15 protein-coding genes are annotated in these 13,072 nt (G+C 56.6%); 7 read left to right on the top strand and 8 right to left on the bottom strand.

Annotated features, from left to right (window positions below):
* Positions 1-361 precede the first annotated feature (361 nt).
* From PHA01_RS25405 to PHA01_RS25420, 4 genes are all read left to right on the top strand, one after another.
* Positions 362-949 (top strand): chromate transporter, encoded by a 588-nt coding sequence (locus PHA01_RS25405; RefSeq protein ID WP_271899072.1) that lies wholly within the window; start codon positions 362-364, stop codon positions 947-949.
* Positions 942-1,481, top strand: coding sequence for a chromate transporter (locus PHA01_RS25410; RefSeq protein WP_183663047.1), 540 nt, complete (start codon positions 942-944; stop codon positions 1,479-1,481). Before PHA01_RS25405 ends, PHA01_RS25410 begins: the two co-directional genes overlap by 8 nt.
* A 116-nt stretch (positions 1,482-1,597) precedes the next feature.
* The gene (locus tag PHA01_RS25415; protein ID WP_271899073.1) at positions 1,598-2,461 is read left to right on the top strand and encodes a substrate-binding domain-containing protein; all 864 of its coding nucleotides are present in this window, start codon (positions 1,598-1,600) and stop codon (positions 2,459-2,461) included.
* Positions 2,462-2,493: 32 nt separating this feature from the next.
* Positions 2,494-3,537, top strand: coding sequence for an amidohydrolase family protein (locus tag PHA01_RS25420; protein WP_271899124.1), 1,044 nt, complete (start codon positions 2,494-2,496; stop codon positions 3,535-3,537).
* Positions 3,538-3,553: 16 nt separating this feature from the next.
* Here the strand turns inward: PHA01_RS25420 and PHA01_RS25425 are convergent, their stop codons facing one another.
* Positions 3,554-3,850 carry a hypothetical protein gene (locus PHA01_RS25425; RefSeq protein ID WP_224506497.1) on the bottom strand — a complete coding sequence of 99 codons (297 nt, stop codon included), beginning with the start codon at positions 3,848-3,850 and terminating at the stop codon, positions 3,554-3,556.
* Positions 3,851-4,003: 153 nt separating this feature from the next.
* On the opposite strand from PHA01_RS25425, the gene PHA01_RS25430 reads away from it, so the two are divergent.
* From PHA01_RS25430 to PHA01_RS25440, 3 genes are read left to right on the top strand one after another with little or no spacing between them, the layout of a single operon-like run.
* A complete protein-coding gene (locus PHA01_RS25430; protein ID WP_271899074.1) occupies positions 4,004-5,113 on the top strand; it encodes a zinc-dependent alcohol dehydrogenase in 1,110 nt (369 codons plus the stop codon).
* Positions 5,114-5,151: 38 nt separating this feature from the next.
* Positions 5,152-5,829 (top strand): RraA family protein, encoded by a 678-nt coding sequence (locus tag PHA01_RS25435; RefSeq protein ID WP_271899075.1) that lies wholly within the window; start codon positions 5,152-5,154, stop codon positions 5,827-5,829.
* Between the two features lies 1 nt (position 5,830).
* Positions 5,831-6,685: an alpha/beta fold hydrolase gene (locus tag PHA01_RS25440; RefSeq protein WP_271899076.1), complete on the top strand. Its 855-nt coding sequence runs from the start codon at positions 5,831-5,833 to the stop codon at positions 6,683-6,685.
* Between the two features lie 12 nt (positions 6,686-6,697).
* On the opposite strand, the gene PHA01_RS25445 is transcribed toward PHA01_RS25440, so the two are convergent.
* The 7 genes from PHA01_RS25445 to PHA01_RS25475 all read right to left on the bottom strand — a co-directional run bounded on the left by PHA01_RS25445 (position 6,698) and on the right by PHA01_RS25475 (position 12,896).
* Positions 6,698-7,633 carry a LysR family transcriptional regulator gene (locus PHA01_RS25445; protein ID WP_271899077.1) on the bottom strand — a complete coding sequence of 312 codons (936 nt, stop codon included), beginning with the start codon at positions 7,631-7,633 and terminating at the stop codon, positions 6,698-6,700.
* Between the two features lie 80 nt (positions 7,634-7,713).
* Complete coding sequence (locus PHA01_RS25450) at positions 7,714-7,917, bottom strand: hypothetical protein (protein ID WP_271899078.1); 204 nt, start codon at positions 7,915-7,917, stop codon at positions 7,714-7,716.
* Between the two features lie 131 nt (positions 7,918-8,048).
* Positions 8,049-8,999, bottom strand: a complete 951-nt coding sequence (locus PHA01_RS25455) for a LysR family transcriptional regulator (protein WP_271899079.1) — start codon at positions 8,997-8,999, stop codon at positions 8,049-8,051.
* A 36-nt stretch (positions 9,000-9,035) separates the two neighbouring features.
* Complete coding sequence (locus PHA01_RS25460) at positions 9,036-10,046, bottom strand: FAD-binding oxidoreductase (protein WP_271899080.1); 1,011 nt, start codon at positions 10,044-10,046, stop codon at positions 9,036-9,038.
* A gap of 20 nt (positions 10,047-10,066) precedes the next feature.
* A complete protein-coding gene (locus PHA01_RS25465) occupies positions 10,067-10,930 on the bottom strand; it encodes an IclR family transcriptional regulator (RefSeq protein WP_271899081.1) in 864 nt (287 codons plus the stop codon).
* 123 nt (positions 10,931-11,053) lie between these two features.
* The gene (locus PHA01_RS25470) at positions 11,054-11,575 is read right to left on the bottom strand and encodes a hypothetical protein (RefSeq protein WP_271899082.1); all 522 of its coding nucleotides are present in this window, start codon (positions 11,573-11,575) and stop codon (positions 11,054-11,056) included.
* A 34-nt stretch (positions 11,576-11,609) separates the two neighbouring features.
* Positions 11,610-12,896, bottom strand: a complete 1,287-nt coding sequence (locus PHA01_RS25475; RefSeq protein WP_112531446.1) for an aromatic ring-hydroxylating dioxygenase subunit alpha — start codon at positions 12,894-12,896, stop codon at positions 11,610-11,612.
* Positions 12,897-13,072: the final 176 nt, after the last annotated feature.

The following is a 13,072-nucleotide window of genomic DNA, read 5'->3' on the forward strand; positions in this document are numbered from 1 at the left end:
CAACCTGGATTGCGATCCGTCATGCAATTGCTGCTAAGCTCCTCCACGAGCACGGCGCATGCACAATTGTTGCGCTGACTAAAACGGCAGCGGCTCTCCAATAAGGGTCAATCCGATGCATTTTGTCCAAAGCAAAATATTACGCTCAGACCAGTTGTTTTTGTGTGGGCTGGCGCAGCGGCTTAGCTGACGAGTTTGTCGCCGCCGGATGGAAGATAAGGGGAAATCCCATCGCACTAAGTTTTTCTTAGTTTGCCGTTAAGGCGAAATAGCGTGGACTTCCTCTGCATTAGAAGCAAAGTTTTTATATGATTTTTATGAATCCGTGTTGCCGCTGGCCTTGCGGCGGGAAGAAGATTTCTTGGAACAACGCGTTGACGCATCCAACCCGCCAGAGGAGCCGCACGCATCGCTCGGATCCTTGCTCGTGTCCTTTCTCAAACTCGGTGCTTCGTCCTTTGGCGGAGGAATGGCCGCCTGGACGTATCGGGAGATCGTCGAACGGCGCGGCTGGATGACCGATGAGAATTTCTTGCAGACACAAACCATCGCCCAGATATTGCCGGGTGCCAATCCGGTAAATCTCGCCGTCTATATCGGCCTAAAATTGCGCGGCCTTCCAGGGGCCATCATTGCCACATTCGCAATGGTGGCGCCGGCATTCACCGTCATCATCCTGCTAAGCACGGTTTACCGGCAATTGAGTGCGTATCCCGAGACGCATTCGGTTCTGCGTGGACTTGCCTGCGTCGGCATCGCATCGACGCTGACGATGGGGATGAAGACGGCGCGGCGCCTGCATGGGCAGACGCTACCCATTCTCATTGCACTATCTGTGTTCATCATGGTTGGTGTATTGCGTTGGCCGCTCGTTCCTGTCGTCTTCGCAAGCATTCCGCCCAGCGTATTGATATCTTACCTGTTGGGCAGGGACAAAAAGCATGGATGACGACAAGCTCCTCGGCCTCGTCCTTTTGTGTGTTCCGCTCTCCCTCGTCTCCTTTGGCGGGGGCCAGACGATCGTTGCCAGCTTGCAGCACCAGACCGTCGATGTGCAGCACCTCCTGACAAGTCGCCAGTTCACTGATCTCTACGCCATCTCGCGCGCCTCGCCCGGTCCGAGCACTCTCATCGTGGCGTTGATCGGCTGGGGGATCAGCGGTTTCTGGGGAGCAGTCATCGCCACTCTGGCGATCTTCATTCCGTCCTCGGCATTAATCTGCATTTTTGGAAGCTGGTGGCAGCAACATCGCCTTTCCCCCTGGGGACGCGCCGTCGAACGAGGGCTGACACCGATTGCAGTTGGATTGATCGTCGCAGGCGGGCTGGCGGTTTCGCAGTCGGCCGGGCTGAGCCTGTTTGAAATCGCCACAACTCTGGCGGCGGCGGCCTTCCTCACGCTGACAAGAGTTGGTCCCTATCCTGTGCTTGGCACCGTTGGAGCGCTCTATTTCTGCCTCAGTGCCGCCGGCAAAATCTAGTTACGCCCTTCTCGGCAATTGACCGGCGCGCAATTCGCGGTATTATGCGTAAAATAGAACGCGGTTCCTCATAGAAGAACATACCATCTTCGTTGAAGCTGCGGGAGGAGGCAGAAATGGTCCAACCACTGGTATTACGCATAGCCCTCGGCAAGCACGATCACGTGCGGCCGCTCAAGGATGGCAGCGTAAAATCGCCACGTCTCAAACTGGAGTTCCAGGAGTTCGATCCCCTGCCGAAGGCTTTTCGGACGATGGTCCGCGGCGGGGATCTCGATGTGAGCGAAATGGCCCTGACCACGCACCTGGTTGCCGTCGACCTGGGCAAACCCATTACAGCGCTTCCGATTCCGCTTTGGCGCCGCCTCCACCATGACAATCTGGTTTGTGCCGCAGGATCTGACCTCGGCGATCCCGCCGAACTTCAGGACAAGAAGGTCGGCGTGCGCGCCTATACACAGACCACGGGTGTCTGGATCCGCGGAATCCTCAAATCGGAATATGGCGTGGACCTCAATCGCATCACATGGGTAACCATGGACGATGCCCATGTTGCCGAATACAAGGATCCGGAAAATGCGGTCCGCAACACCAGCGGAAAAGGTCTGCGCGAACTCCTGCTCTCGGGCGAACTTGCAGCAATCATGGGTGAACGCAATGTCGATCCCGCCGATGTGCGTCCTGTCATACGGGATGCAGAAGATGCAGCCCTGAAATGGTCTGAGAAGACGGGAATATTCCCGGTCAACCACATCGTTTCCGTTAGAAAAGAACTTCTCGAACAGCATCCCTGGCTTGGCGGTGAATTGATGGCGCTCTTTGAGGAGGCGCGGGTGAAATCCGGCGCGAAAGGGACAGCCGCTCTGCCGTACGGACTGGAAGCGACACGCAAGCCGATGCAGACGCTGCTCGACTACGCCTTCGACCAAAGGCTCAGTTCGCGACCCTACGAAGTCGATGAGCTCTTCTGGAAAATCTGAATCCAATGCAACTTCATTCTTGGGCAATTTCCATGATCATCGACATTCACGGTCACTACACCACCGAACCCCAGGCACTGCATCAGTTCCGGGACAAGCAGCTGGCCGGCCTCGCGGATCCGATGCGCCGCCCGACGAGCACGGATCTTGGGATCACCGATGACATGCTGCGCCAGTCGGTCGAGCCGCAACTCAAGCTGCAACGGGAACGCGGCAGCGACCTCACGATCTTTTCGCCGCGCGCTGCGGGCATGGCACACCATGTGGGAACCGAAGCTGTCAGCATGCAGTGGACAACGCTTTCCAACGACTTGATCCACCGGATCTGCCAGTTGCTCCCCGATAATTTTGCTGCTGTCGGTCAACTGCCACAACACCCCGGATCTCCCCCGAAGAATTGCATTCCGGAACTTGAGCGTCTCGTCAACGAGCTCGGTTTCATCGGCATCAATCTCAATCCCGACCCGTCCGGCGGTTACTGGACGGATCCGCCCCTTACCGATCCTCAATGGTATCCACTCTACGAAAAGCTGTGCGAACTCGACGTGCCAGCGATGATCCACGTGACATCATCGTGTAACCCCAATTTTCATCACACGGGCGCACACTACATAAACGGCGATACGACAGCCTTCATGCAGCTCATTCAGGGCGATCTTTTCAAAGATTTTCCGACGCTGAAATTCGTCATACCTCATGGAGGCGGCGCAGTACCGTTCCATTGGGGCCGTTATCGCGGCCTTGCGCAGGAGATGAAGAAGCCGCTGCTGGCGGACCATCTTTTGAAGAATGTCTTCTTCGACACATGTGTCTACCACTATCCAGGCATCGAACTGATGGCCAAGGTCATCCCGGTCGACAACATATTATTCGCCTCGGAGATGCTGGGCGCGGTCAAGGGCATCGACCCGGAAACCGGTCATTACTATGACGACACCAAGCGCTACATCGATCAGCTGGCGACGCTGGATGAGACAAGCCGTTACAAGATCTTTGAAGGCAATGCGCGCCGGGTCTATCCGCGCCTTGACGCGCAGCTGACGAAACGCGGGCATCCCGCCAAGCCGGTAAACTAAGATGGGGCCACCGCGCTCAGCAGCAGGACAGGTCATCGTCATTCGAGACGATGGCCTGCTTCATCCACGACGGCGGCAAGTCTTCCGGCGTAACCTCGCGGATGGGTTTGAACACCTTGAATGCGTGCCGGCTATCGCTCGTAGTCCAGAATGTCACGATGGTTTCGAGCGGCGGGCATCCGGGCAACCCGCAAGCGACCTCCATCACCGAGACCGTCATGTCGTCCGAAAGACTGAAACGTTCCGCCGTCCAGGTCTTTACGCGCCTGATTGCGGTAAGTTTTTCGCGGTCGGGAATAGCGGATTTGAGCATGGTTTCAACCTGAGGGCCGGCGCAAATGCTGCCGGTACCGGACATCTAAATAGAATGACAAACGCGAATTTGTCAAAACTGAACGCAGAACCGCACCACTGACAGAACTTGCATGTTCGCCAGTCAGCGACGAGAACTTCCAGGGAGTTTGAAATGACAGAACAAGTCGTAGCGGCCGTCCGCACCGGGCCAAGCCAGATGGAGATTCGCGAATATCCAATGCCGGATATTCCTGAAGACGCGGCGCTGCTGAAGATGGAAGTCGCAGGTATCTGCGGGACCGACGTCAAGCTGTTCAAAACACCGCCCTCAAATGCCCCGACCATCATGGGCCACGAAAACATCGGCTATATCGCCAAGGCAGGCCGTGAATTCACCCGGCGCAAGGGCTTCAAGGAAGGCGATCTGGTGTTCGTCGAGCATTATGTCATGTGTGGCAAATGCAAATGGTGCCATCAGGGTCAATACCGGCATTGCGAAAATACCGATTGGCGCAATAATCCGGACGGTATTCGCTATGGCTACACCAGTGCAGAACGCGCTCCGCACCTCTGGGGAGGCTTTGCGCAGTACGTCTATCTGCCGTGGAATGCCGTGGTGCACCGCGTTCCGGCCGGGGTGACACCCGAACTTGCAGGCCTGGTAACGCCCATGGCCAACGGTGTCGAATGGTCGCTTTTCGATTCCAATGTCGGCTATAATTCCACGGTACTTATCCAGGGGCCTGGTCAGCAAGGGCTTTCGCAGACCGTCATATGCAAGCAGGCGGGCGCTTCGCTCATCATCGTCACCGGAACCACCAAGGATGCCGCGCGACTCGAAGTAGCAAAGTCGCTCGGAGCCGACTACGTCATCGACGTGCAGAAAGAGGACCCGCTTGCCCGCATCATGGAGATTACAGGCGGAAAAGGTGTTGATGTCTCACTCGATTGTACGGCGGGTGCCGGTACGATTCCGATCCTGCTCGGCATCGAGGCTCTGGTGCGTAAAGCCGGCACCATTCTCGTTCAGGGCGAACTGAAGGAATTTCCGAACTTCCCCCTCGAGAAGATGACCGTCAAGGCGATCACGCTCAAGAGTGCCCGTGGCCACAGCTATCAGGCGTGTGAACTTGCTCTCGAACAGATCGCCTCCAAACGCTTCGACCTTGAAAAGATCACGACCCACCGTTTCGGGTTGAAGGACGCCGCCCTCGCCATCCAGTCCGTCGGCGGACAAGGCGTGCCCGATGTGATCCATGCATCATTGCTACCTTGGGAATAGCCTCGATATTTGAGCAGAATCTGGAAAGGAACACCGCCATGGCACATGGATTTCGAATTCTCGAACGAACCCGCAGGGTGGACGAACAAACCGTCAGGCAGTTTCGCGAGCTGCCCGTGGCCAATGTCAGCGATGTCATGTCGCGGCTGACCGCGGGCGGACCGAATCTCCGCCCGTTGCACGCCGGCGGGCCTTTGGCGGGACCGGCTTTCACGGTAAAGACCCGGCCCGGCGACAATCTGATGATTCACAAGGCGCTGTTGATGGCGAAGCCTGGCGACGTGATCGTTGTCGATGCCGGCGGAGAGTTGTCAAATGCGCTTGTCGGCGAGATGATGCTTTCGCACGCCATACACATCGGCGTTGCCGGCGTTGTGATAAATGGCGCCGTTCGCGACTATGGCTGGATCAAAAACAACAGCTTCCCGGTTTTTGCAGCAGGCATCACACATCGCGGCCCTTACAAAGACGGTCCGGGCGAAATCAACGCGCCGATCTCGCTCGATGGCATGGTCATCAATCCGGGCGATCTGATCATAGGCGATGATGACGGACTGCTCTGTGTTCCATATGAACTGACTGGCGAAATCTATCCGCTCGCCAAGGCCAAGCATGAAGCGGAATTAAAAACGGTGGCCAACACGCTCGCGGGCAAGCTCGATCCCAAGCTTTGGGTCGACGAAAGCCTGAAGCGGCTCGGTTGCGAAGGAGTTTGAAATGGCAACGGCCACTATCGACGGAATATCGACGCGCTATGAGGTTGTTGGCTCGGGTGAGCCTTTGCTCATGTATTCGCCGGGCGGCTTCGACGCAACGATCGAAAAGTGGTCCACCCAGGGTATCTATGCGCAGATCAAGTTTCTGGACCAGCTTTCCAAAAAATACAGTTGTATTGTCTTCGACCGGCGCGAAACAGGGCAATCAGGCGGACGTGTCGAGCGGGTTACCTGGGCGCACTATGTCGAACAGGGCAAGGGCTTGCTCGATCATCTGGGCATCGACAAGGCCCATCTGATGGGCGGGTGCATGGGCTGCAGCGCAGTTTCCGCCTTCGGTGCGACCTATCCCGAAAAGACGCTAAGTATGATCCTGTTCTGGCCGGTTGGCGGGGCTAGGTATCGCATGACCGGTCACCAGCGGTTTGCCGAACACCTTGCTTTCGTCAACCAGAATGGGCTCGAGGCTGTCGTAAGCCTGGCGAAGGAAAGCAACAAGGCTTTCGGCGCGGATCCGAGAGGTGGTCCCTGGGTGTCGGTGATCCGCAATTTCCCCGATTTCGCGGACAAGTATTCGCGGCTCAACGTCGACCACTACAAGGCCATCGTAGCCGGGATGGTGCGAACATTGCTCGATCGCGATACGTCCCCCGGTGCCGAACCTGAAGACTTGCTGTGTCTCGACATTCCGACGTTGATCATTCCCGGCGCCGACGCTTCGCATGCAACTTCTGCTGCGCGCTATCTGCAGGAATGCATCCCGGGATCAGACTATTGGGATGTGCCGGTCCCGGAGCAGAGTGCGGCAAACTGCAATGCCAAGGTGCTCGATTTTCTGCAGGCGATTCCCAGGTAAAATTGATGCCTTTCAGGCGGACACCTTTGCCGGATCGCCAAAATTCGGCAAGAACGTTTCACCGCGCGTCGCAAGAAACGCCTGAAACGCAGCCATGACAGGTGTGACTGCGCGGTCGCTACGGCTGATCGCGAACCATTGACGGCGAATTGGCAAACCAACAACGTCGAGAACGGCGAGCTGGCCAGCCTGAACCTCGGCGGCAACGCTCTGCATCGACAGAAAGGCGATGCCGAGATCCGCCATGACAGCCTGCTTGATAGCCTCGACCGTTTCCATCTCTGTGCTCGGGCCATCCAGCCGGCCGGGAATATCCTTCAGGAAGCGCTCGAAAAATGTTCTGGTGCCGGACCCCTTCCCCCGGTGAAGGAAATGTTCGTTGGCAATCTCTGCTTTGGTGATATCGCGCTTGCCTGCCAAGGCATGACCTGGGGCGCCGACGACGACCAGTGAGTGCTCGCCGAAAACTGTGGCACGAACTGAAATATCCCGCGGCGGACGTCCCAGCAGAGCGATATCGACGGCGCGATCCTTTAACCGGGTAATCGTCTCGTCCCGGCGATCGATGATCAGTTCAAGATGTACATCGGGATATTCTTTGGAGAAGGCTGCAAACAATGGCGCCGCAAAATACTTGACCGTGGACACGGCCCCGACTGTGATATGCCCGCGTTTCACGCGGCGGAAGGCGTTGATATCGTCATCAAGTCGCTGCAAACGCTCATCGATCTCTCTCGCGGCTTCCAGAAAGACCTTTCCGGCTTCTGTCGGAAACATGCCATGCGGCATGCGCTCGAAAAGCGTCACGCCCGCATCTTCTTCCAGCTGCTTCAGTTGTAGTGTGATGGCCGGTGCAGTCAGCCCCAAGGCCTTCGCCGCATCTACAATCTTTCGATGAGTCTCGATCGCCAGCAGCGACTGGAGCTTTCGAAAGGTGACGTTTTTCATTCAGCCACAATAAAAAAACTTAATGGCTGAGTAAAGGGATTTGACGGTCAAGACCCGAAAAGCCGGTCCTAAATCGGCTTCTAGCTACGCTTGAAAACATCCTTGAGCGACGCCGGGTCAATACCCAAGGTCTGCAGGGCCGAGGCCGGTGGCGTGCGCCTGTTTTCAACGGCGAGTGCACACTCTTTTGCGGCACTAAGGCAATTCGCCATCTCGGCGATGCTTGAAAGAACAGTGCGGAACCGACTCGTTCCAGCATTGAGGTCTTCGGCAAGTATAGTCACGACACGTCCTTCCTGGAATTGTGCACCGCAATATAAATCAGGTGTAGGACGCGGGAAACAACGCTTTGGCAAGGCTGGTATATCGATTTTGCATAGCAGATGAACGGCGGCGATTGCCTGTGCGATCGACTTCAATGGTCTGCTTCTATTTGGGGCGGTTGGGAGCGGTCAATCGGGTGCGCGTATGGCCCAATAGTAGCGGCGAGCCTGTCGATCATTCCATCGACAAATGCGATGAATGCCGTATCGTCGCTCAATCCCTTATGGGCTGCGTGAGCCAGGTAGAGCGTCAACCGTACTGATGGTCGCTCAATGCGCCGGGCAATCAGTGCTCCCGATTGGATTTCTTCCGACACGATACCGAATGGCATGATGCTTTCTGCAAGACCATGAAGGATCAGCGCCTTGATCGCTTCCATCGACTGGACCTGATACGTCACGTTGACATCCAGCGACAAGCGGGAGGCCGTCTTGTGAATGCGGCGCCAGATAATATCCCGGCTGGACACGAGAGCCAGATCACCTGCAACCGCCTGTTTGAACGATATTCCACCCTCGGGAGTATCTCCGCCCGGTGCCGCAATATGGAGCAAGTCTTCCTTCATCAGGGCAAGGCGTCTGAGACCGGGGTTCTCCTCGATGTCATAGGCGAGGACGTAGTCAAGTTCGCCGCGCTCGAGCGCATCGGTCAGGACGAAACTCAACTCCTCCACCACGTGCAGCGCGATACCGGGCAATTGCTGTTTTGCCGCAACGACCAATTCCGTGCCGATCAACTTCAGGATGCTCGGCGTGGCGCCGAGCCGGATCCGCGCGCGCTCGCCTGCCAGCGAAATCAGGTCGCGGCGCGTGTCCTCGATCCGCTGCAGAATTTCATGCGCGCGTTCATAAAGCAGCAATCCCGCAGGCGTCGCGCTGACACCCCGCGAATGGCGGTCGAGCAATTGAACGTGAAGCGATTCCTCGAGATTGCGTATCTGTATCCCGAGAGCCGTCTGCGCCAGATTCAACTGTTCCGCCGCTTTCGTAATGTTGCCTACGTCGACGACCTTGATGAAATATATCAGCTGACGAGGTTTCATTGCAGCTTTCAGCGACTGTCGGTTGCAGCCAAATGATCAATAGAACTGGTCAAAATGCACTTGGGTTGAATCGACGCCAAGGTCGACCAACATTTTTTGTATTGCTTGTCCCATTGCGGGGGGACCTGCAAAATAGATCTCGCACGAAGGAAGCCGTGCGGCAAAAAGACTGTGCGCCACTTCATGGACATAGCCTCTGTATCCATCCCAGCCATCATCGGCCTCAGGCATGCCTGAAACAACTGGATGGTAGTGAATATTTGTACCAAATCCCGGTAGTGTTTGCAGCATTTCCTTGCCGCAAATATCCTGCGCCGTGCGCCCGCCGAAGACGAAGTCGATACGTCTTCCGGCAAGGCTCGGTGCAACGGCCGCCTCCCGCGTGATCGACACCATCGGTGAGAGACCCGAACCGCCGGCAATACAAACGATATCCCTCGGCGAGTTCTCTCGGAGGTATGCCATGCCATAGGGTCCATCGAGCGCGATGCTATCCCCAATGCGCATTTGCGAGAATAGATATCCAGTCGACTCGCCGCCCGGCACGCGGCGTATCTGAAAGTGCCATTCTCCGCCATCATTGCTGGTATTCGCCATCGAATAGGCGCGACCGCCTGGCACCTCGGGCAGATGCAGCAAGGCATATTGACCTGAAAGGAACCGGCTCGTTGTTTCCGTCCGGAAGCGAAACTCCCGGATGTCATGCGTGATGTCGGACGTTGCAACCAAGGTCGCAGCCTGGCGTTGCGGCCTGAAAAGGCTCTCATACTGCGGCATCAGCCGCAACTTGACGGCACAATCGGACAAGGGGCTGGCCTGGCAGCCCAAGCGGCGGCCGCGCGCACGATCACGTTCCCTCAAGCCCGGCGGATCCGCACGCAATTCTTTGATTTCACCTTCAACGAGATCGAAGCGGCAATTGCCGCATGAACCGACATTGCACTCATAGGGAAAGCCCAGTCCCGCCCGTAGTGCCGATCGCATGATCGTGTCGCCTTCGTCGCACTCCCAGCGGAGATCGCCTCCATTCAGCGTGATGACTGCCATGCGTGGGCTTCCCATTCTTCCTATCGATGCCTTGCCGAGTATCCGAGACGGGCCGATATCGCTGCCACGGTTTCCAAAAGTGGTGGCGCAAACCCTTCGAGCGCTTCGATCGACAATCTCTGCAAAGGTCCGCCAATTCCGACAGCAGCGACGACAACACCATTTGAATCCCGGATAGGTGCGGCGATGACACGTATCCCCGGTTCGCTTTCCTCGTCTTCAATGGCATAACCGCGCTCACGGACTTCGGCGAATATCTTCCGTATCTGCTTGGGATCGACCGGCGTGCGTGGTGTACGTCGGGCGAGCGGTCCTGCCAGCACGTGTTCGATCGTCTCTTCCGGAGCGAATGCGAAGATCGCGCGACCGACTGCCGTGCAATGTGCTGGCCGACGGACACCGAGATCCGATTTGATCGACAATGCCTGCGGGCTTTCCAGATCATAGACGTGCATGATTTCAATGTCTGTCGGGATGCCGAGAATGATGGTTTCGCCGGTGTGTTTGCGCAGGTCGAAAAGAAACGGGCGCGCTTCATTGGAAACATTCATACGCCGGCGTACGAGTGTTCCAAGACCGAACAACCCCACCCCGAGTTTATAGCGCTCAGTTTCCGGGTTTTGCTCCAGCAACCCTTCCGAAACCAATGTCACGGCAAGGCGATGAACCGTGCTCTTTGCCACCTTCAGCTTCAATGCCAATGCGCTGACGCCGATCTCCACCTCATCTTCTGAAAATGCTTTCAGCAACCGTATTGCCGTCGTGACTGACGACAGCCGATTGCGCTTGGACGATGGCGTTTTCTTTGAACTGGACGTGTGTTTGGAAGGTGGGTTCATGGGTTCAACATTCCGTTTGATCGCGTGGACAACAGCGTCGTTCATAACACAGCCCTCGCGATTTCCCAGACCACCCATTTGAAAGACATTCCCGAGGCTGGAATTGCTCTGGAATGCACCAATCCCGGCATTACATTTACGATATTGCCGCCCTCTGGCAATCGCATCTCAAACTCTCAGCGCGCTCAGCATTTCGCTGACATATTCAGCGCCTGTCGAAACAACGAGCATTGCCGCGAACGGACGCATTGTGGTCAATGTCCGCTTCAACTGCTCGGACGGAACGCCGGCCGAATTGAGGACAAGACCTGTGGTCATCTTGTTGCGCACGAAACAGGCGTTGCCGATTACCTCGGCGGCTTCCGCCGATGCGCCGGCGGATGTGACCATGACGATAACATCCGCGTCGGCGATTTCGTCGACGAGATTGGTCCGCTTTCCATCAATATCTTCGAGTATTGCATCGACCGACAACATTTTCAGCGAGTTCGTAGCGCCCATTGGTTCGATATACCGCAGAAAGTGGGTACCATCCGAAGCTTGATCCACCAATGATTTCAACGCCGCGACGCTGTCGGAATCGAGAGCAATGATGCGGGACTTCCTCGGCCTGGAATTGGGGTAACCAATTCTGAACCGGGCTTCCTCTGCCGTGGTAACGCGTGCACTTTCACTGAGACCGAGCTGCATATCGTTTTCCTTTGGAATAGATCCTCGCCGTGGCTCAGACGGAGGCCGGCGCTTTCCCCTCGATCACGGTCAACGCTTCGGCGGCTGCATCGATGTAAGACTGATCGACAGGCAACACGACAGCCGCCGACCGCACGCGGTGGTGAGCCGGATCGACACCCGGAGGTGTGATGCCCTTGTCCTTGAATGCCCGGACAGCCTTCAGCAAACGGTGGCGCGCCATGATGATCCCGTTGTCCGTCGATACGAGGTTTTCCTTTGTCCGGTCGACGATGGGTCCCATGCTTTCCTGCAACGATGCATCCTGCATGGCGATGCCTTCGACACCGGAATAGGTCACGCCAAGACGCTGGGCCTCGCGATCCATCAGGTAATCATTGTCCTTGTTGGCGGCCGGACGGAAGGTTCCTGGAACGTATGTGACGTGAATGCCCTTGCCGTCGAGCATTGCCTGGCGCTCTTCGGGCGTCAGCGCCCGGACGGGATGGTAATCGAAGCTCCATGCCCAGCAATTCTCGTCGTCGATCGGGATCCAGAAATGTCCGTGGACAGGATGGTTGCCGCGCGGCGGTACCATGGTGAACGACGGCATAACCCACGGCGTTACACGCCAGTAGTAGTGGCCTTCCTCGGCATTCCTGCGGGCGCCGATGAATAGTCCGCCTTCATTGTCCGTGACTTCGAAAAATGGCTTGGAGTCGGCCATATTGTATTTGTTGCCACGGGCACCCTTGAACAACGGGTCGCTGTTCAGACTTCCGCTATGAAGGAAGGAAACATGGCTCGAATCGATGCCGCCTTCCATGGCCTGCAACCAGTTCGACTCCTGCCAGCGCTTCGATGTGAACGTCTGCTCAGGCGGCACAAGCGCAAATTCCCATTCCGGATGGGGCGGCTCTTTGTCGGCTGGCCCCATATAGGTCCAGAGAATATCGCCGATCTTGATGAGTGGATAAGACTTCAGCTTGATCTTGTTGCAGAAGCCGCTTTCCTTGGGTTCTGACGGCACCTCGATACATTGGCCCGTGTGATCGTACTTCCAGCCATGATAGGGGCAGCGCAATCCGCCCTTCTCGTTGCGGCCAAACCACAATGAAACACCCCGGTGGGCGCAAAACTCGTCGATCAGTCCATAGCGGCCTTCGCTATCCCGGAACGCCAGCAAACGTTCGCTGAGCAGTTTTATGCGAACCGGCGGACAATCATTGGCTGGCAGTTCTTCCGCGAGCAGCGCCGGTATCCAGTAGCAGCGAAACATATCGCCCATGGGTGTGGCCGGACCAGTCTGCGTCAGAAGGTCATTTTGTTCTTTTCTAAGCATTCAATCCTCCTCGAATCGTCCAGTCGCGACGAAATCCGGCTGCTGTTTTGCCGAACCAGAACGTTATTCGTCAGTTTCGAGTTGACGTCCCGCCCTGATCGGTTATTCTTGCATAGCGTTCCTTTATGCAGAACGCCGTTTCGTTTTTAGAAAACTACAGGCTGTTGGCGAGCTAG

The sequence above is a fragment of the Candidatus Phyllobacterium onerii genome (assembly GCF_028331445.1).
Lineage (GTDB): Bacteria > Pseudomonadota > Alphaproteobacteria > Rhizobiales > Rhizobiaceae > Phyllobacterium > Phyllobacterium onerii.

Excerpts from the sequence above, each read along its gene's own strand:
- PHA01_RS25465 (WP_271899081.1), bottom strand. The coding sequence starts at position 10,930 with ATGAACGACGCTGTTGTCCACGCGATCAAACGGAATGTTGAACCCATG.
- PHA01_RS25440 (WP_271899076.1), top strand. The coding sequence starts at position 5,831 with ATGGCAACGGCCACTATCGACGGAATATCGACGCGCTATGAGGTTGTT.
- PHA01_RS25475 (WP_112531446.1), bottom strand. The coding sequence starts at position 12,896 with ATGCTTAGAAAAGAACAAAATGACCTTCTGACGCAGACTGGTCCGGCC.
- PHA01_RS25445 (WP_271899077.1), bottom strand. The coding sequence starts at position 7,633 with ATGAAAAACGTCACCTTTCGAAAGCTCCAGTCGCTGCTGGCGATCGAG.
- PHA01_RS25435 (WP_271899075.1), top strand. The coding sequence starts at position 5,152 with ATGGCACATGGATTTCGAATTCTCGAACGAACCCGCAGGGTGGACGAA.
- PHA01_RS25430 (WP_271899074.1), top strand. The coding sequence starts at position 4,004 with ATGACAGAACAAGTCGTAGCGGCCGTCCGCACCGGGCCAAGCCAGATG.
- PHA01_RS25455 (WP_271899079.1), bottom strand. The coding sequence starts at position 8,999 with ATGAAACCTCGTCAGCTGATATATTTCATCAAGGTCGTCGACGTAGGC.
- PHA01_RS25460 (WP_271899080.1), bottom strand. The coding sequence starts at position 10,046 with ATGGCAGTCATCACGCTGAATGGAGGCGATCTCCGCTGGGAGTGCGAC.
- PHA01_RS25470 (WP_271899082.1), bottom strand. The coding sequence starts at position 11,575 with ATGCAGCTCGGTCTCAGTGAAAGTGCACGCGTTACCACGGCAGAGGAA.
- PHA01_RS25415 (WP_271899073.1), top strand. The coding sequence starts at position 1,598 with ATGGTCCAACCACTGGTATTACGCATAGCCCTCGGCAAGCACGATCAC.
- PHA01_RS25425 (WP_224506497.1), bottom strand. The coding sequence starts at position 3,850 with ATGCTCAAATCCGCTATTCCCGACCGCGAAAAACTTACCGCAATCAGG.
- PHA01_RS25420 (WP_271899124.1), top strand. The coding sequence starts at position 2,494 with ATGATCATCGACATTCACGGTCACTACACCACCGAACCCCAGGCACTG.
- PHA01_RS25410 (WP_183663047.1), top strand. The coding sequence starts at position 942 with ATGGATGACGACAAGCTCCTCGGCCTCGTCCTTTTGTGTGTTCCGCTC.